The 16,836-nt window shown below is 42.0% G+C and carries 15 protein-coding genes; 9 read left to right on the plus strand and 6 right to left on the minus strand.

Annotated elements, in window-relative coordinates:
• Positions 1-31 precede the first annotated feature (31 nt).
• Positions 32-1,315, minus strand: a complete 1,284-nt coding sequence (locus HMPREF9184_RS04735) for a uracil-xanthine permease family protein (RefSeq protein ID WP_033585978.1) — start codon at positions 1,313-1,315, stop codon at positions 32-34.
• Between the two features lie 355 nt (positions 1,316-1,670).
• The gene (rsmG, locus tag HMPREF9184_RS04740; protein WP_000801949.1) at positions 1,671-2,384 is read right to left on the minus strand and encodes a 16S rRNA (guanine(527)-N(7))-methyltransferase RsmG; all 714 of its coding nucleotides are present in this window, start codon (positions 2,382-2,384) and stop codon (positions 1,671-1,673) included.
• Between the two features lie 93 nt (positions 2,385-2,477).
• Between rsmG and HMPREF9184_RS04745 the strand changes: the two genes are divergently transcribed.
• Together HMPREF9184_RS04745 and htpX are read left to right on the plus strand one after the other, a co-directional pair.
• Complete coding sequence (locus tag HMPREF9184_RS04745) at positions 2,478-3,038, plus strand: LemA family protein (protein ID WP_000219841.1); 561 nt, start codon at positions 2,478-2,480, stop codon at positions 3,036-3,038.
• A gap of 1 nt (position 3,039) precedes the next feature.
• Positions 3,040-3,939 (plus strand): zinc metalloprotease HtpX, encoded by a 900-nt coding sequence (gene htpX / locus HMPREF9184_RS04750; RefSeq protein ID WP_000895758.1) that lies wholly within the window; start codon positions 3,040-3,042, stop codon positions 3,937-3,939.
• Positions 3,940-3,983: 44 nt separating this feature from the next.
• Here the strand turns inward: htpX and HMPREF9184_RS04755 are convergent, their stop codons facing one another.
• Entirely contained in the window at positions 3,984-5,543 is a 1,560-nt protein-coding gene (locus HMPREF9184_RS04755; RefSeq protein WP_000558946.1) for an ATP-binding cassette domain-containing protein, read from the minus strand.
• Between the two features lie 337 nt (positions 5,544-5,880).
• Complete coding sequence (locus HMPREF9184_RS04760) at positions 5,881-6,210, minus strand: hypothetical protein (RefSeq protein WP_000389543.1); 330 nt, start codon at positions 6,208-6,210, stop codon at positions 5,881-5,883.
• Between the two features lie 167 nt (positions 6,211-6,377).
• Between HMPREF9184_RS04760 and HMPREF9184_RS04765 the strand changes: the two genes are divergently transcribed.
• The 7 genes from HMPREF9184_RS04765 to HMPREF9184_RS04795 all read left to right on the plus strand — a co-directional run bounded on the left by HMPREF9184_RS04765 (position 6,378) and on the right by HMPREF9184_RS04795 (position 15,377).
• Entirely contained in the window at positions 6,378-6,920 is a 543-nt protein-coding gene (locus HMPREF9184_RS04765) for a YceD family protein (RefSeq protein WP_000773206.1), read from the plus strand.
• Positions 6,920-7,549, plus strand: a complete 630-nt coding sequence (nth, locus tag HMPREF9184_RS04770; protein ID WP_000244447.1) for an endonuclease III — start codon at positions 6,920-6,922, stop codon at positions 7,547-7,549. The genes HMPREF9184_RS04765 and nth overlap by 1 nt, the downstream gene beginning before the upstream one ends.
• A gap of 208 nt (positions 7,550-7,757) precedes the next feature.
• On the plus strand, positions 7,758-8,279 hold the full coding sequence (gene pyrR, locus HMPREF9184_RS04775; protein WP_001259300.1) for a bifunctional pyr operon transcriptional regulator/uracil phosphoribosyltransferase PyrR: 522 nt from the start codon (positions 7,758-7,760) through the stop codon (positions 8,277-8,279).
• A 21-nt stretch (positions 8,280-8,300) separates the two neighbouring features.
• Positions 8,301-9,224, plus strand: coding sequence for an aspartate carbamoyltransferase catalytic subunit (locus HMPREF9184_RS04780; RefSeq protein ID WP_001293858.1), 924 nt, complete (start codon positions 8,301-8,303; stop codon positions 9,222-9,224).
• A 49-nt stretch (positions 9,225-9,273) separates the two neighbouring features.
• Complete coding sequence (locus HMPREF9184_RS04785; RefSeq protein ID WP_000746722.1) at positions 9,274-10,356, plus strand: carbamoyl phosphate synthase small subunit; 1,083 nt, start codon at positions 9,274-9,276, stop codon at positions 10,354-10,356.
• A 291-nt stretch (positions 10,357-10,647) separates the two neighbouring features.
• Complete coding sequence (carB, locus tag HMPREF9184_RS04790; RefSeq protein ID WP_001126405.1) at positions 10,648-13,824, plus strand: carbamoyl-phosphate synthase large subunit; 3,177 nt, start codon at positions 10,648-10,650, stop codon at positions 13,822-13,824.
• Positions 13,825-14,042: 218 nt separating this feature from the next.
• Positions 14,043-15,377 (plus strand): Nramp family divalent metal transporter, encoded by a 1,335-nt coding sequence (locus HMPREF9184_RS04795; protein WP_000100511.1) that lies wholly within the window; start codon positions 14,043-14,045, stop codon positions 15,375-15,377.
• Between the two features lie 117 nt (positions 15,378-15,494).
• On the opposite strand, the gene HMPREF9184_RS04800 is transcribed toward HMPREF9184_RS04795, so the two are convergent.
• Together HMPREF9184_RS04800 and HMPREF9184_RS04805 are read right to left on the minus strand one after the other, a co-directional pair.
• The gene (locus HMPREF9184_RS04800; RefSeq protein WP_000710762.1) at positions 15,495-15,737 is read right to left on the minus strand and encodes a type B 50S ribosomal protein L31; all 243 of its coding nucleotides are present in this window, start codon (positions 15,735-15,737) and stop codon (positions 15,495-15,497) included.
• Positions 15,738-15,832: 95 nt separating this feature from the next.
• Positions 15,833-16,768, minus strand: a complete 936-nt coding sequence (locus HMPREF9184_RS04805) for a DHH family phosphoesterase (protein WP_000409317.1) — start codon at positions 16,766-16,768, stop codon at positions 15,833-15,835.
• Between the last annotated feature and the right edge of the window lie 68 nt (positions 16,769-16,836).

Consider the following 16,836-nt stretch of genomic DNA (forward strand, 5'->3'; position numbering starts at 1 on the left):
TCAATTGAGTGGATTTTTTGTGTATAGATGACTAGTCTTTATTTTCGTGTGGCAAAATCAGGTTTAAGATGATACCTGTCATGGCTGATAGGGCAGTACCTGAAAGGGTAACTGGTCCTACTTTGAGGATGGCTCCACCAAGTCCAAGTACGAGCATTGCACTAGCAATGATGAGGTTACGCATTTGACTGAAGTCAACACGCTCCTTGATCAAGACTTTCAAACCGTTGCTGGCGATAACTCCGTAGAGAAGGATAGACATCCCACCAAGTACAGCACTTGGGATTGTTGAGATCAAGGCAGTAAATTTACCAAGGAAGCTAAGAGCAATTGCGATAAAGGCAGCGTTACGGATAACAGAGACAGAAGCGATACGAGTCATACCGATAACTCCTGTATTTTCGCCGTAAGTCGTATTAGCTGGTCCACCGAGGAAGGCAGATACAGATGTTGCGATACCGTCACCGAGAAGTGTACGGTGAAGACCTGGTTCTTTCAGGAATTGACGCCCACAGATTTGGCTCAAGACTGTGTGGTCACCGATGTGCTCAGAGATGGTTACGATTGCGATTGGCAAGATAGCGATTGTTTCAGGACCAAAGTAGAGGTTGTACTCTTTGAAGGCCCCGCCTGTACTAAATGGCAAGTAGAAACCAGGAATTTCAAACCAGTTGGCTTCTAAGACTGGAGTAAAGTCAACTAAACCAAGTGTCACTGCGAAGATGTACCCACCGATGATGGCAAAGAGGAAAGGAATAATACGAAGGAAGCCTTTTCCTTTGGTATTGATAAAGGCAGCAATCAGGAAAGTAACAACTGCTACAAGAGCATTTTTCCAATTTCCATCTGCTACAAGTCCAGCATTCGTTACAGCTGAGTTTGCCAGACCAAGACCGATAACGATAATCATGGGTCCGATAATGATTGGTGGTAAGAGTTTATCGATCCATTTTGTACCTGCAAAACGAACACTTGCAGCCACAAGAACATAAACCAAACCAGTCAAGATAACCCCTGTTTGAGCAGCAGATACGTCACCACCCATCTCTTTCATAGCTAGAGACATTGCAGTGATGAAGGCGAAGGATGATCCGAGATAGACTGGAACTTTAAAGCCAGTTGAAACCATATAAATCAGTGTTCCGACACCTGATGCAAAAAGAGCAACAGATACGGGCATTCCCAAAATTAGGGGAACGAGAATGGTTGCACCAAACATGGCAAAAACGTGCTGGAAGCTGAGGAGGATACCTTTACCAGCTGAAGGACGTTGGTCAACGTCTAGTAACAAGTCAACAGTTGATTCCTGTTTCATAAAAACCTCACTTTTGGGCACCAAAAAAGAGCCCATTATTTTACAGCAATAGGCTCTCTGAGTAAGACTTCTTTAAAAAAACTATTCCATTCTTAAAGAATTTCGTATACTGCGTCTTTGTCACCTCACGGGATGACATTAAAAACCTTTGCTTAGGATAGTATAGCAGAAAAAAATGATTTTGTAAATCATTTTTTCCCAAGCCCAGAAATGCGAGAGCGAGGAATGATTTTGTAAATCATTTTTTCCCGAGCCCAGAAATGCGAGAGCGAGGTTGATTTTGTAAATCATTTTTTCCCGAGCCTAGAAATGTAAGAGCGAGGCGAACTTTGTAAACATTTTTTTACTAAAAAATTTAAAGCGGGCGTTTGTTTGGCATGCCAGCCTTACGTGGATATTTATTTGGGGTCTCTTTTTTCTTTTCTACCACAGTGATGTAACGTGGATCTCCATTTGGTAGGGCGTAGCTGAGATTATCTTCGACCTTACTAAAGAGGAGATTGAGGGCATTCTTGGCTTCTAGCAATTCCTCAGGGGCATTGCTAGCTTTGAGAGCCAGTAGTTTTCCTCCAACTTTAAGATAGGGAATGGTCAACTCAGACAAGACCTGCATGCGGGCAACAGCACGAGCCGTCACCATATCAAACTGAGCACGGAAGTTTTTGTCTTGGGCAAAGTCTTCTGCTCGTCCATGGTAGAAGTGAACTCCGTCCAATCCCAGCTCCTGAGCCAATAGTTGGAGGAAGTTGATGCGCTTATTTAGCGAATCAATGATGGTTACATCTAACTGGGGATAGAGGATTTTCATAGGAAGACTAGGAAATCCAGCTCCTGCCCCAATATCAAGAAGTTTGATATCTTTATTTGAAATCAAGCCTTGTAGAATAGGAGCAATCGAATCATAAAAGTGCTTAAGGTAGACTTCTTCTTTATCTGTAATAGCGGTCAGGTTAATTTTTTCATTCCACTCGACCAAGAGTTCAAAATACCGTTCAAATTGTTCTTTTTGCTGATCAGAAAGTGGAAGATTTTGCTCGGCAAGCAAGCTGTAAAATGTTTCTGGTTTCATAGTAATTTCCTTCTCTAGTATCATCTTATTTTACCATATTCATTAAAATTTTGATATACTGGTATTAATCTAAAAGCAGAAAGGAATAAGATTATGACTTGGATTATTCTTGGAGTTTTGGCTCTAATTGTTATTTTTGTGATTGTTAGCTATAACGGTTTGGTTAAAAATCGTATGCAGACAAAGGAGGCTTGGAGCCAAATCGATGTTCAGTTGAAGCGTCGTAATGATCTCCTCCCAAACTTGATTGAAACAGTCAAAGGCTATGCCAAATATGAAGGTTCTACCTTGGAAAAGGTGACAGAACTTCGTAGACAAGTAGCCGCAGCAACTTCGCCAGCTGAAGCTATGAAGGCCAGTGATGCCCTTACCCGTCAAATTTCTGGTATCTTCGCAGTAGCAGAAAATTACCCAGACTTGAAAGCTAGCGCTAACTTTATCAAATTACAAGAAGAGTTGACTAATACAGAAAATAAAATTTCCTACTCACGCCAACTCTACAACAGTGTTGTCAGCAACTACAATGTAAAACTTGAAACTTTCCCAAGTAACATCATCGCAGGACTGTTTGGCTTTAAAGCTGCAGATTTCCTTCAAACACCTGAAGAGGAAAAAGCAGTTCCTAAAGTTGACTTTAGCGGTTTAGGTGACTAAGATGTTGTTTGATCAAATTGCGAGCAATAAACGAAAAACGTGGATTTTGTTGCTGGTTTTCTTCCTACTCTTGGCCTTGGTTGGTTATGCGGTAGGCTATCTCTTCATGCGCTCAGGTCTAGGGGGCATGATCATAGCCCTAATCATTGGTCTTGTCTATGCCTTAACCATGATCTTTCAATCAACAGAGATTGTCATGTCTATGAATGGGGCGCGTGAGGTTGATGAGCAAACGGCACCAGACCTCTACCATGTGGTAGAAGATATGGCCATGGTCGCTCAGATTCCCATGCCGCGTGTTTTCATCATTGAGGATTCTTCCTTAAATGCCTTTGCAACAGGTTCCAACCCTCAGAATGCGGCAGTTGCGGCCACTTCGGGTCTTCTAGCGATTATGAATCGTGAGGAGCTAGAAGCAGTTATGGGGCATGAAGTCAGTCATATCCGGAACTACGATATCCGCATTTCGACCATTGCTGTTGCCCTTGCCAGTGCCATTACACTGCTATCTAGTATGGCTGGTAGGATGATGTGGTGGGGTGGCGCAGACCGCAGACGGAGTGATAATGATCGTGACGGAAATGGTCTAGAGATTATCATGCTTGTCATCTCTCTCTTAGCCATTGTTCTGGCCCCTCTCGCTGCAACCTTGGTGCAACTAGCTATCTCTCGTCAGCGAGAATTTTTAGCGGATGCATCCAGCGTGGAGCTGACTCGCAATCCTCAAGGGATGATCAATGCACTGCGCAAGTTGGATAATAGCGAGCCCATGCATCACCACGTTGATGACGCCAGCAGCGCTCTGTACATCAATGATCCTAAGAAAGGTGGCGGACTACAAAAACTCTTTTACACCCACCCACCTATCTCAGAACGAATTGAGCGTTTGAAACAGATGTAAAAAGAATCCAGAGGTCGTCTCTGGATTTTTGCGATGTTCAAAAGTTAGAAATCTTGTAAATCAACGACTTCTAAACCATCTTCTGTCAAACGATAGATGGCCGTACAGACCTCTTTTAAGAAACGTCGGTCATGGGAAACAGTAATCAGCCCACCTGGATAAGTGGCAAAGAGTTTTCTGATTTCGGGTTGAGAAGTGGGGGAGAAATTTCGGGTAGGCTCATCCAGAAGGAGAAAGTTTGGTTTGCGCAGGACTAAATCCAACAGAAGTAGTTTGCCTTGTTGACCACCAGATAAGGAACGAATCTGGTGTTGCATCTCTAGATAACTGAAATTGAGACTGGCTAAGTGGGATTGGATTTTCTGTAGTTCCTCTTTTTGGCCTGTCTGGCTGAGATAGGCTACTGGAGATATATCCAATTCCAGTTTTTTGTGGTAATCTTGCGGCATAAAACCAAGCGAAATTTCTCTCTTGTCGCTTAGCAGTTGTTGTAACTTGGCTAATAAAGTCGATTTTCCAACACCATTAGGTCCGATAATACCGATTTTTTCTTGGCCACGGACAGTTAGTTGTAACTCCTGAGCTAAAATGCGCTCGCCAATGATCAAATTTTCCTTTTCCAGTTGAATTAAGACTTTAGAAGCCGCTAATGGTTGTATATCTGAGAAGAAGAGTTGGATTTGTTCCTCTTCAAGTGGCTTTTGTGTCATCGACTGAGCTGCTTTTTCAAAGCGTTTTTCTTGAGAGAGAACATTTTTCATCTTTTTAGCTAATAGGCGCCCAGCAACATCGTTTTTAGTGTTACGCAAGGCAGTTTCTACATTTTGCTTGACTCGGCGATGTTTTTCCATGGTTTTGTCATAGGCTCTCTGGTCGTTAGCAGCTTGCTGACTTTGTCTGGCAAAATTAGCCTTTCTCTGTTCGCTATAGCGATTATAGTCTAAATGCTCTATTAGCGTTTCTGCTTCTCTACGGTGCTTGACCAGTCGCAAGTGGACAATAGTATCAGCCGTTTCAGAAAGAAAATCCTCATCATGCGAAATGAAAATAACGGTTTGCCTCATCTTCTGTATCTGGCTTTTTAGCCAATCAACCGTATCCAAATCCAGGTCATTTGAAGGCTCATCTAAAAATAGAACTTCAAAAGGTTTAGACAATTCATGTATGAGTTGAACTTTTAAAGCTTCGCCACCTGAGAGGCTCCCAATCTTTTGGTCACTAGCGAAGCGATCACTATCAAAATGCAACTCCTCAGCCAAACGATAGAGGATACTGTAGTCTAAATCAACGGGATCTAAAAAGAAGTAGTCGTGTAGAGTTCTATTTTTCAGCTCCTCAGGTAACTTTTGAGGAATGTAGGCAATTGATTGAAAATCAGACTGGATGTCTCCCTTGATAGTGAAATCAGGCAATGCTTCCACCATCAAAGCCCGTAGCAAGGTTGACTTGCCATTTCCTTCTTCACCAATAATAGCAACCTTTTCCCCGTCTTGGATAGTCATGCTTAAGTCAGATACAAGGTCTTGTAAATTTTTGTTTTGTGTGATGGTCAGATGATTGATTTTTATCATATTGTTGCCCTTTCTAGAATGTCCATAGTGCATAACAAAAAGCTCTACTTTACTTAGTAGAGCCCAAAGTCACTGTCAAAAACGCCATTATCCATGTCGAAAATCCCGTTAAACTAGGTCAATCTAGCCTTATCCAACCCAAGAGGAGCAGATGGTTAGCTTTCTAGTTTTTTGATTTCCAAAGAGGATAATGTACCAGAAGATCTAGTACAAAAAGAGCATGCAAAAAGAGACAAAAACAAGATCTACTAAATAAAGTTCTTTATTTGATAGACTTAGTTGTTCATGTCTCCCTTACCTCCGAGTATCAGTATCTCTATCCTATACCTTTAAGGAAATTTTGTCAATAGAAAATTGAGAATTCTAATCTCTAAAATCCAAAAACAGGTCCATAGAGAGTTAGTACGTGTTTGACATGCTCGTAATGGAACTTGTCATAGTTGCGCCAAGCAGTGCGTGCTTGATCGTTTAGTTTTAGGCTACCGAGGCCTATCAGAAGACTGGTACCTTGGTAAAATTTCTCAAGGTCGATTAAGATAGTGTTGTCAAGCTTTTCCGCTTTTTTAAGTTCCTTGAGAGTGCTGTTCAGCAGTTCTTGTAGACGGAAATCATCGGCTGTACCTTGTTTGCAACTTTGGTAGCTTTTATTTAACTCGGAAAGGAGTTGGTAAGCTTGGTTGATGAGTGCTTTGTCTTCCATATGAGCATCCTCCTTGCTCTGATGTATTCTTGCCTATAGTATAGCACTAAACAGGAAATATGTCATAGTAAATATGTTAAAAATGAGATTTTAATATCAAGGTTTGGAAGGCTGACTTGTAGCTTTTTCATGGTATAATCAAGTGAGTAAATCTTTATGGAGGAAATATGAAGTTAAATATTCAAGAAATTCGTAAGCAGCCTGAAGGCCTACATTTTGAACAAGTTTTAGACCTGGTATCAGACTTACGTAAACGTAATCAAGAAATTATAGATGTCAAAGATATCCTTGCAGTGGGGAAAGTACAGTACGAAGACCGGATGTATTTCTTAGATTATCAACTATCTTACACTATCGTTCTTGCTTCCAGTCGCAGCATGGAGCCAGTTGAGTTGGCTGAGTCTTATCCAGTGACAGAGGTTTTCATGGAAGGCGCAACCAACCAATTGGACCAAGAAGTTCTAGACGATGACTTGGTCCTGCCTATCGAAAATGGTGAAATTGATTTGTCTGAAAGTGTGTCAGATAATATCTTGCTAAACATTCCAATCAAGGTCTTGACGGCAGAAGAAGAGGCGGGACAAGGTTTTGTGTCTGGAAATGACTGGCAAATCATGACTGAAGACGAATACCAGGCTCAACAAGCAGTCAAGAAAGAAGAAAATAGTCCTTTTGCTGGCTTGCAAGGACTATTTGACGGAGACGAATAATGGTCTTGTCAAAAAAACGAGCACGAAAGGTGCTAGAAGAAATTATTGCCCTTTTTCCAGATGCCAAGCCAAGCCTCGATTTTACCAATCATTTTGAACTCCTGGTTGCGGTCATGTTGTCAGCTCAGACCACAGATGCTGCAGTCAACAAGGCTACGCCAGGCCTCTTTGCTGCCTTTCCAACGCCTCAAGCCATGTCTGTAGCTACTGAAAGTGAAATTGCTTCACACATTTCCCGCCTAGGACTTTATCGCAATAAGGCCAAATTCCTCAAAAAATGTGCCCAGCAACTCTTGGAAGATTTTGACAGTCAAGTGCCTCAGACTCGTGAAGAATTAGAAAGTCTAGCTGGAGTTGGTCGCAAAACAGCCAATGTCGTCATGAGCGTGGGCTTTGGAATTCCAGCCTTTGCAGTGGACACTCATGTCGAGCGTATCTGTAAGCATCACGATATCGTTAAAAAATCGGCCACGCCCCTCGAAGTAGAGAAACGTGTCATGGACATTCTGCCACCAGAGAAATGGTTGGCAGCCCATCAAGCCATGATTTACTTTGGACGGGCTATCTGTCATCCAAAAAATCCAGAATGCGATCACTATCCACAATTATATGATTTTAGTTCGTTATAAGATGAAAATTTTATGTTTTTTTCTTGCATTGATCCTTTCTTTGTGATATAGTAATAACAATAAAATATTCCTTTAAACCTGTCCCGTGAGGCAGGCAAGGAGTCGGATCAATAGATAGCTGGAGTCTATACTGTTTGCAGTAGGGCTCGCTTGGCTATACATTCTGAAGTCTCCTTGTTAAGGAGACTTTTCTTTTTGGAGGTTTGTCATGAGGACAAAAGAAGTTGTAGACGAATTGACCGTCAAACGAGCGATTACTCGGATTACCTACGAGATTATCGAACGAAACAAAGATTTGAATAGAATCGTTCTGGCTGGGATAAAAACGAGAGGTGTTTTTATCGCTCGTCGTATCCAAGAACGTTTGGAACAGCTAGAAAGTATCGCTGTTCCAGTGGTAGAACTAGATACTAAACCTTTTCGTGACGATGTAAAAAGTGGTGAGGATACTTCTGTAATCTCTGTTGATGTGACAGATCGGGAAGTCATCTTGGTGGATGATGTACTCTACACTGGTCGGACTATCCGAGCTGCTATTGACAATATTGTTAGCCATGGTCGCCCTGCTCGTGTGAGTTTGGCAGTCTTGGTTGATCGTGGTCATAGAGAACTTCCAATCCGTCCGGACTATGTTGGAAAAAACATCCCAACTAGTCGTTCTGAAGAAATTATCGTAGAGATGACAGAACTAGATGGACAAGACAGAGTACTAATCACAGAACAAGCCTAAAACACTAAAAGGAGTAAAAAAATGTCAGAAAATCAACAAGCTTTGCAACATGTCGTTTCAATGGAAGACCTTACTGTAGAACAAGTAATGAAATTGATCAAACGAGGAATCGAATTTAAAAACGGAGCGAGTGCTTCTTATGAGGAACAACATATCGTTTCCAACCTTTTCTTTGAAAGTTCAACTCGTACCCACAAATCCTTTGAGGTAGCAGAACTGAAACTTGGACTTGATCTTTTGGATTTCGATGTGAAGACCAGTTCAGTGAATAAGGGTGAAACACTCTATGACACGATCTTGACGCTTTCTGCACTAGGAGTGGATGCCTGTGTCATTCGTCACCCAGAGGTGGACTACTACAGAGAATTGATTGCTAGCCCGACCATCACAACTTCGATTATCAATGGTGGGGACGGTTCAGGGCAACACCCTAGCCAAAGTTTGCTTGATTTGATGACAATTTATGAAGAATTTGGACATTTTGAAGGTCTTAAGGTGGCTATCGCTGGCGACCTCAACCACTCACGGGTAGCTAAGTCTAATATGCAAATCCTTAAACGCTTGGGAGCGGAGCTTTACTTTGCAGGTCCTGAGGAATGGAGAAGTGAGGAGTTTGAACATTATGGTCGCTTTGTATCAATTGATGAGGTGATTGATCAAGTAGATGTTATGATGTTTCTTCGTGTGCAGCATGAACGTCATGAAATTGTGACAGGATTTTCAAAAGAAGACTATCATATCCAGCATGGTTTGACACAAGAACGCTATGACCGCTTGAAAGAAAAAGCAATCCTCATGCACCCAGCTCCAGTCAATCGTGATGTTGAAATCGCAGACCATTTAGTTGAAGCACCAAAATCACGTATTGTTCAGCAAATGACCAACGGTGTCTTTGTCAGAATGGCAATTTTAGAATCTGTGTTGGCCTACAGAAAAGCTAAATAAGGTACAAAGCGTTAAAAGATATCTGAGAGTATCAACGAGAGGTGAGTAGATGAAAAAACGACTTCTAGTATTAGAAGATGGGACAGTATTTGAAGGCCAGGCCTTCGGAGCAGATATTGATGTAACAGGGGAAATCGTCTTTAACACAGGGATGACTGGTTACCAAGAATCCATAACAGACCAGTCTTACAATGGACAAATCTTAACCTTTACCTACCCTTTGGTGGGAAATTATGGAATTAACCGTGACGACTACGAGTCCATCAATCCTACCTGTAAGGGGGTAGTAGTTTTTGAAGAAGCGCGTAGAGCCAGCAACTGGCGCAACCAAATGACCTTGGATGAATTTTTGAAAACTAAGAAAATTCCAGGTATCTCAGGAATTGATACACGTGCACTGACAAAGATTATCCGTAAACATGGTACCATGCGTGCCACCCTTACGCATGTTGGTGATACCATGGACCATATCACAGACCAGCTCCAAGCGACAGTTCTACCGACAGATAATATCAAGCAAGTCTCTACAAAGACAGCTTATCCTGCTCCTGGAGTTGGATTGAGTGTCGTATTGGTAGACTTTGGTCTTAAACACTCAATCTTACGCGAACTTTCTAAGCGTAATTGTAACGTGACCGTGGTTCCATACACAACCACTGCAGAAGAAATTCTCCATCTCCATCCTGACGGGGTTATGTTGTCAAACGGTCCAGGTAACCCAGAAGATGTTCCCCAGGCCCTCGACATGATTCGTGGTGTGCAAGGAAAAATTCCAATCTTTGGTATCTGTATGGGACACCAACTTTTTGCTATGGCAAATGGTGCTAAGACTTATAAGATGAAGTTTGGTCACCGTGGATTTAACCACGCGGTACGTGAAATTGCAACGGGACGCGTAGATTTTACTAGCCAGAACCATGGTTATGCGGTCAGCCGTGAGGATTTACCGGAGCATTTGATCATTACCCACGAAGAAATCAATGACAAGTCGGTTGAAGGTGTGCGTCACAGATACCAACCAGGTTTCTCTGTGCAATTTCACCCAGATGCAGCTCCAGGACCGCATGATGCAAGCTATCTCTTTGATGAATTTATCGAAATGATGGAGTCGTTTAAATCTGCTAATCGCTGATATAGGAAACTCTGTCAGAGGTTTGTCGAATAAAAAGGCAATTCCTTTCTTTTAGTTGAGCAAAGAGATACTGAAATTTTTTACACTCGATTTATTATTGAAAAATCGTCGGAGAATTTATTTAATGTCGCCCTGTGAGGCGACGAATAGAAAGGAGAAGGTACAATGTTCGCGGAAGTGAACACGCCCTAAGAACTGTGTGAAAAAGATAAACATCGTTTTGACGCTGAAGGCGTCTGCACCGAGTTTCCTATTTTCACTTTGTTCTTGACGGGCTTTGTATCATAAACTATGCCTAAACGTACTGATATTCAAAAAATTATGGTGATTGGTTCTGGTCCGATTATTATTGGTCAGGCTGCTGAGTTTGACTATGCTGGGACCCAGGCTTGCTTGTCTTTGAAAGAGGAAGGTTATGAGGTTATCTTGGTTAACTCAAATCCTGCAACCATCATGACGGACAAGGAGATTGCTGACAAGGTTTACATCGAACCGATTACACTTGAGTTTGTGACTCGTATTCTTCGTAAGGAACGTCCAGATGCCTTGCTACCAACACTCGGTGGTCAAACAGGGCTTAATATGGCCATGGAATTGTCAAAAAATGGTATCTTAGATGAGCTTGGTGTCGAGCTTCTCGGTACTAAACTATCTGCTATTGACCAAGCGGAGGACCGTGACCTCTTTAAACAATTGTTGGAAGAGCTGAACCAACCAATTCCAGAATCTGAAATTGTCAACACAGTTGAAGAAGCGGTAGCCTTTGCTGCGTCAATCGGTTACCCAGTTATCGTTCGTCCAGCCTTTACCCTAGGTGGTACTGGTGGTGGTATGTGTGCTAATGAGGAAGAATTGCGTGAAATCGCTGAAAATGGGTTGAAGTTGTCACCTGTTACCCAATGTTTGATTGAGCGTTCTATTGCTGGTTTCAAGGAAATCGAATACGAAGTCATGCGTGACTCAGCTGACAATGCCCTCGTTGTATGTAACATGGAAAACTTTGACCCAGTTGGGATTCACACAGGGGATTCCATTGTATTTGCCCCTGCGCAAACCATGTCAGACTATGAAAACCAAATGCTTCGTGACGCCAGCTTGAGCATCATTCGTGCCCTTAAGATTGAAGGCGGATGTAACGTTCAGCTGGCTCTTGATCCCCACAGCTTCAAGTACTATGTTATCGAAGTAAATCCCCGTGTATCACGTTCTTCTGCCCTTGCTTCTAAGGCGACAGGTTATCCAATTGCTAAGTTGGCTGCTAAGATTGCAGTCGGTTTGACCCTAGATGAGGCCATCAACCCCGTTACGGGTTCAACTTACGCCATGTTTGAGCCAGCCCTTGACTATGTGGTTGCCAAGATTCCTCGTTTCCCATTTGACAAGTTTGAAAAGGGTGAGCGCCGTCTTGGGACACAGATGAAGGCCACTGGAGAAGTCATGGCTATCGGTCGAAACATCGAAGAATCTCTCCTTAAGGCCTGTCGCTCCCTTGAAATTGGGGTGCACCACAATGAAATGCCTGAACTTGCAGCGGTTTCAGATGATGCCTTGATTGAAAAAGTTGTCAAAGCTCAAGATGACCGTCTCTTCTATGTGTCAGAAGCCATTCGCCGTGGCTATACTCCAGAAGAAATTGCTGAATTGACCAAGATTGATATCTTCTATCTTGATAAACTCTTGCACATCTTTGAAATTGAGCAAGAATTGGGTGCCCATCCACAAAATCTAGAAGTCTTGAAAACTGCTAAACTTAATGGTTTCTCAGACCGTAAGATTGCTGAACTATGGGAAACGACAGCTGACCAAGTTCGCCAACTTCGCTTGGAAAACAAGATTGTTCCTGTCTACAAGATGGTCGATACCTGTGCGGCAGAGTTTGACTCTGAAACACCATATTTCTATTCAACCTATGGTTGGGAAAATGAGTCTATCAAGTCTGATAAGGAATCAGTTCTAGTTCTCGGTTCTGGTCCAATCCGTATCGGGCAAGGAGTTGAGTTTGACTACGCAACTGTTCACTCCGTTAAGGCTATTCAGGCAGCTGGTTATGAAGCCATCATCATGAACTCGAACCCAGAGACCGTTTCTACAGACTTCTCTGTGTCTGACAAGCTCTACTTTGAACCATTGACATTCGAAGATGTCATGAATGTTATCGACTTGGAGCAACCAAAAGGCGTTATCGTTCAGTTTGGTGGTCAAACAGCTATCAACCTTGCAGAGCCTTTGGCAAAAGCAGGTGTGACCATCCTTGGAACTCAAGTCGCTGACCTAGACCGTGCCGAAGACCGTGACCTCTTTGAGCAAGCTCTGAAAGACTTGGATATTCCACAGCCACCAGGACAAACAGCAATTAATGAAGAAGAAGCAGTGCTTGCTGCTCGCAAAATTGGCTTCCCAGTTCTCGTTCGTCCTTCTTATGTCTTGGGTGGACGCGCTATGGAAATCGTGGAAAATGAGGAAGACCTTCGCTCTTACATGCGTACCGCTGTTAAGGCTAGTCCAGACCACCCAGTTCTTGTTGACTCTTACATCGTTGGGCAAGAGTGTGAAGTCGATGCCATCTCTGACGGGGAAAATGTCCTCATTCCTGGTATCATGGAGCATATCGAACGTGCCGGTGTCCACTCAGGTGACTCAATGGCCGTTTACCCACCACAAACCTTGTCGCAAAAGGTGCAAGAAACTATAGCAGATTACACCAAACGCCTAGCAATCGGCCTTAACTGTCTTGGTATGATGAACATCCAGTTTGTCATCAAGGATGAAAAAGTCTATGTTATTGAGGTCAATCCACGTGCCAGCCGTACGGTTCCATTCCTTTCTAAGGTGACCAATATTCCTATGGCTCAGGTAGCGACTAAGTTGATTCTTGGTCAAAACCTTGGAGAACTTGGTTATCAAGATGGACTTTACCCTGAAAGTACTCGCGTTCATATCAAGGCTCCAGTCTTCTCCTTCACCAAGTTAGCTAAGGTAGATAGCTTGCTTGGTCCTGAGATGAAGTCAACAGGTGAAGTTATGGGTTCTGATACGACTCTCGAAAAAGCTCTCTACAAAGCCTTTGAAGCTTCTTACCTACACCTGCCAACCTTTGGGAATGTTGTCTTTACCATCGCAGATGATGCCAAAGAAGAAGCCTTGGACTTGGCTCGACGTTTCCAAAATATCGGTTACGGTATCCTTGCGACAGAAGGAACTGCAGCCTTCTTTGCCAGTCATGGACTACATGCCCAACCTGTTGGTAAGATCGGTGATGATGAGAAGGATATTCCAAGCTTTGTCCGTAAAGGAAAAATCCAAGCAATCATCAATACTGTCGGAACAAAACGAACTGCTGACGAAGATGGTGAGCAAATCCGCCGTTCAGCTATTGAACACGGTGTGCCCCTCTTTACAGCTCTAGATACAGCTAATGCCATGCTCAAGGTGCTAGAAAGCCGTAGTTTTGTCACAGAAGCAATCTAATTGAAAAAATATTTTCACAGTTAAAAAGCCAGCGTAGGAAAACGCTGGCTTTTTGCAATATAGATCTTGCTTATTTCAACTATCATTCTTTCCTTAAGAATCATTCCAAAATGTGATATAATAAGGAAGAATTGGAAATAAGTAAATTATTTTCATTGTATTTTCAAAAACACCATTAAGAAAATAGGTAAAGACAGATTAGAAAGTGTAAAATTCCGATGTCTTCTTACAAGAAAGTCTCTCTTTCTGAGATCAATCAATCTATTGAAACTCCAAATAACAACCATTTTTGGCAAAATCTAAAAGCATTTTTAGGACCTGGTGCTCTTGTAGCAGTTGGTTATATGGATGCTGGAAACTGGATTACTAGTGTGGTTGGTGGTGCTTCTTACAAGTATAGTTTCTTATTTGTTATTTTAATTTCATCCATCATCGCCATGCAGTTACAACAAATGGCTGGAAAACTCGGTATCGTAACTAAGATGGACCTAGCACAGGCAACAGCTCATCATGCTCCCAAGTGGCTTCGCTATAGTCTGTGGGTGATTTTAGAATTAGCTTTAATGGCGACAGACTTAGCTGAGGTTCTAGGGTCAGCGATTGCCTTAAATCTTTTATTTAAAATACCGATTATGGTTGCTATTCTTTTAACCGTTTTGGATGTATTTTTGTTACTTTTATTGATGAAATTTGGTTTCAAAAAAATTGAGACTATTGTTACGACTCTTATCTTAACCATATTAGGTATCTTTACTTATCTTGTGGCTTTATCCAATCCAAATATTCAGGGTATTTTTGGTGGTTATTTACCGACTTCAACATTATTTGAAACACCATTGCCAGGTCATGAAAGTCAATTGACCTTGGCTCTAGGGATTGTAGGAGCGACAGTCATGCCTCATAATCTCTATCTCCATTCTTCTCTATCCCAAACAAGGAAAATCAACCACAAAGATAAGAAGGACGTTCGAAAAGCTGTTCGTTTTATGACCTGGGATTCAAATCTTCAGTTGTCCCTAGCTTTTATTGTCAATTCCTTACTTCTTATTTTAGGGGCCTCCCTCTTTTTTGGTCATGCGTCCGAAATTTCAGCTTTCTCCCAAATGTACAATGCTTTACAGGATTCGAAAATAGCAGGAGCAATAGCCAGCTCAACTCTGTCAACTTTATTTGCTCTGGCTCTCTTAGCAAGTGGTCAAAATTCTACTATTACAGGTACCTTAACTGGACAGATCGTTATGGAAGGTTTCTTGCATCTGAAATTGCCTCAGTGGATTATCCGTATCGGTACACGTATTTTTGCCTTGCTACCTGTGATTATTGTCGCCGTTTTGTTTGGGCATCAAGAAAAAACCTTGGATCAGTTATTGGTCTATTCACAGGTCTTTCTTTCGATCGCTCTTCCGTTTTCAATCTTCCCCTTGATTTATCTGACCTCTAAGAAGTCACTGATGGGAGAATTTACCAATGCCAAGTGGAACACAATCCTAGGTTACGCAGTTTCAATCATCTTAACCATTCTTAACATCAAGCTCCTTTTTGATATTTTTTAAGAGTGGTTTTGAAGTCAAGTCTCGGCATCGGGAAGATTGGTAAAGAGGAAGTAGTCGTAGTTGATTCATAAAAAGAAGTAAAAAAAAAAGAACAGTTGAAACTGTTCTTTTTTATCATTATTTGAGACCGTATTTTTTGTTGAAACGATCCACGCGTCCATCTGCTTGAGTGAACTTTTGACGTCCAGTGTAGAATGGGTGTGAGTCTGATGAAATTTCCACACGGATCAATGGGTAAGTTTCGCCTTCGAACTCAACAGTTTCGTTAGAGCGTTTTGTTGAACCGCTAAGGAATTTGTAACCAGTAGTTGTGTCCATGAAGACAACTGGGCGATATTCTGGATGGATATCTTTTTTCATTTTGCAATATTTCCTTTCTGCCATGGTCTCTTTGCGAGCCATAGATTGTTACCATACTAGTCTATCAGATTCTGAAAAGTTTGGCAAGTATTTTATCAGTTTTTAAGCAAGTTTTTTAACTTTTGATAGATGATTTCGTTTTCTTCTAGACTATAGGAATTGGCGCCACTAGCTAATGGATGTCCTCCTCCGTCGTGTTCTTTGGCAATTTCATTGATAGGGGTGATTTTACTGCGCATACGCACACGGAAGTGACCGTCAACTTGCTCAACAAAAATGGCCCAAGCCTTAACGGTATCAATTCGACCAGGTGCTCCGACAATCGCAGCCGTTTCAGCATCCGTAACCTTATATTTTTCCAAGATGTCTTGAGTAAGCAGAACGCGTGCAGCCCCATTATCATCAACTTCTAAGTGATCATAAACATACCCTTGCAATTTTGCAATCTTGAAGCTCATGGTATCCATTTGACGAGACAATCCAGCAAAGTCAAAATCAACTTCTCGGAGCTGGCCAGCTATTCTAAAGGTACGGGCACTAGTTGAAGGGTAGAGAAAACGCCCAGTGTCCCCGACAATTCCTGCATAGAGAAGTCGTGCCGCTTCGCTAGACAAAGTTAGTTGGTTTTCTTGAGCAAATAGAGCAATCATCTCACTGGCACTGCTTGAACTTGTATCCACCCAAGATAGGTCACCATAGATATCATCATTTGGATGGTGATCGATTTTGAGGGTGAAAGCAGCTTGTTCGTAGCGTTTATCATCGATACGAGGACGATTCGCTGTATCACAAATAATAGCAAGGGCTCCTTGGTAGTCACTATCTTGGACAGTATCCATTTCCGCCATCCAAGTTAGAGTTGGTTCGTTAAAACCGACTGCTTTGATAGTCTTTTCTGGAAAATGGTGTGTGAGAAGAGCTTTCAAGCCCACTTGACTCCCTATGGCATCAGGATCTGGTTTCATATGACGATGAATGATAATGGTATCGTATTCTTTGATTTTCTCTAATATTTGCTGGTAAATTTCCATAAATAACCTCAATTCTTTCTCATTTCATTGTAGCACAAGAAATTTTATTTTTAAAATGAAAAAGATGT

It is taken from the genome of Streptococcus sp. oral taxon 058 str. F0407, assembly GCF_000235485.1.
Classification (GTDB): Bacteria; Bacillota; Bacilli; order Lactobacillales; family Streptococcaceae; genus Streptococcus.

Coding starts and splice junctions, on each gene's coding strand:
- HMPREF9184_RS04735 (WP_033585978.1), bottom strand. CDS start 1,315: ATGAAACAGGAATCAACTGTTGACTTGTTACTAGACGTTGACCAACGT.
- rsmG (WP_000801949.1), bottom strand. CDS start 2,384: ATGAAACCAGAAACATTTTACAGCTTGCTTGCCGAGCAAAATCTTCCA.
- HMPREF9184_RS04745 (WP_000219841.1), top strand. CDS start 2,478: ATGACTTGGATTATTCTTGGAGTTTTGGCTCTAATTGTTATTTTTGTG.
- htpX (WP_000895758.1), top strand. CDS start 3,040: ATGTTGTTTGATCAAATTGCGAGCAATAAACGAAAAACGTGGATTTTG.
- HMPREF9184_RS04755 (WP_000558946.1), bottom strand. CDS start 5,543: ATGCACTATGGACATTCTAGAAAGGGCAACAATATGATAAAAATCAAT.
- HMPREF9184_RS04760 (WP_000389543.1), bottom strand. CDS start 6,210: ATGGAAGACAAAGCACTCATCAACCAAGCTTACCAACTCCTTTCCGAG.
- HMPREF9184_RS04765 (WP_000773206.1), top strand. CDS start 6,378: ATGAAGTTAAATATTCAAGAAATTCGTAAGCAGCCTGAAGGCCTACAT.
- nth (WP_000244447.1), top strand. CDS start 6,920: ATGGTCTTGTCAAAAAAACGAGCACGAAAGGTGCTAGAAGAAATTATT.
- pyrR (WP_001259300.1), top strand. CDS start 7,758: ATGAGGACAAAAGAAGTTGTAGACGAATTGACCGTCAAACGAGCGATT.
- HMPREF9184_RS04780 (WP_001293858.1), top strand. CDS start 8,301: ATGTCAGAAAATCAACAAGCTTTGCAACATGTCGTTTCAATGGAAGAC.
- HMPREF9184_RS04785 (WP_000746722.1), top strand. CDS start 9,274: ATGAAAAAACGACTTCTAGTATTAGAAGATGGGACAGTATTTGAAGGC.
- carB (WP_001126405.1), top strand. CDS start 10,648: ATGCCTAAACGTACTGATATTCAAAAAATTATGGTGATTGGTTCTGGT.
- HMPREF9184_RS04795 (WP_000100511.1), top strand. CDS start 14,043: ATGTCTTCTTACAAGAAAGTCTCTCTTTCTGAGATCAATCAATCTATT.
- HMPREF9184_RS04800 (WP_000710762.1), bottom strand. CDS start 15,737: ATGAAAAAAGATATCCATCCAGAATATCGCCCAGTTGTCTTCATGGAC.
- HMPREF9184_RS04805 (WP_000409317.1), bottom strand. CDS start 16,768: ATGGAAATTTACCAGCAAATATTAGAGAAAATCAAAGAATACGATACC.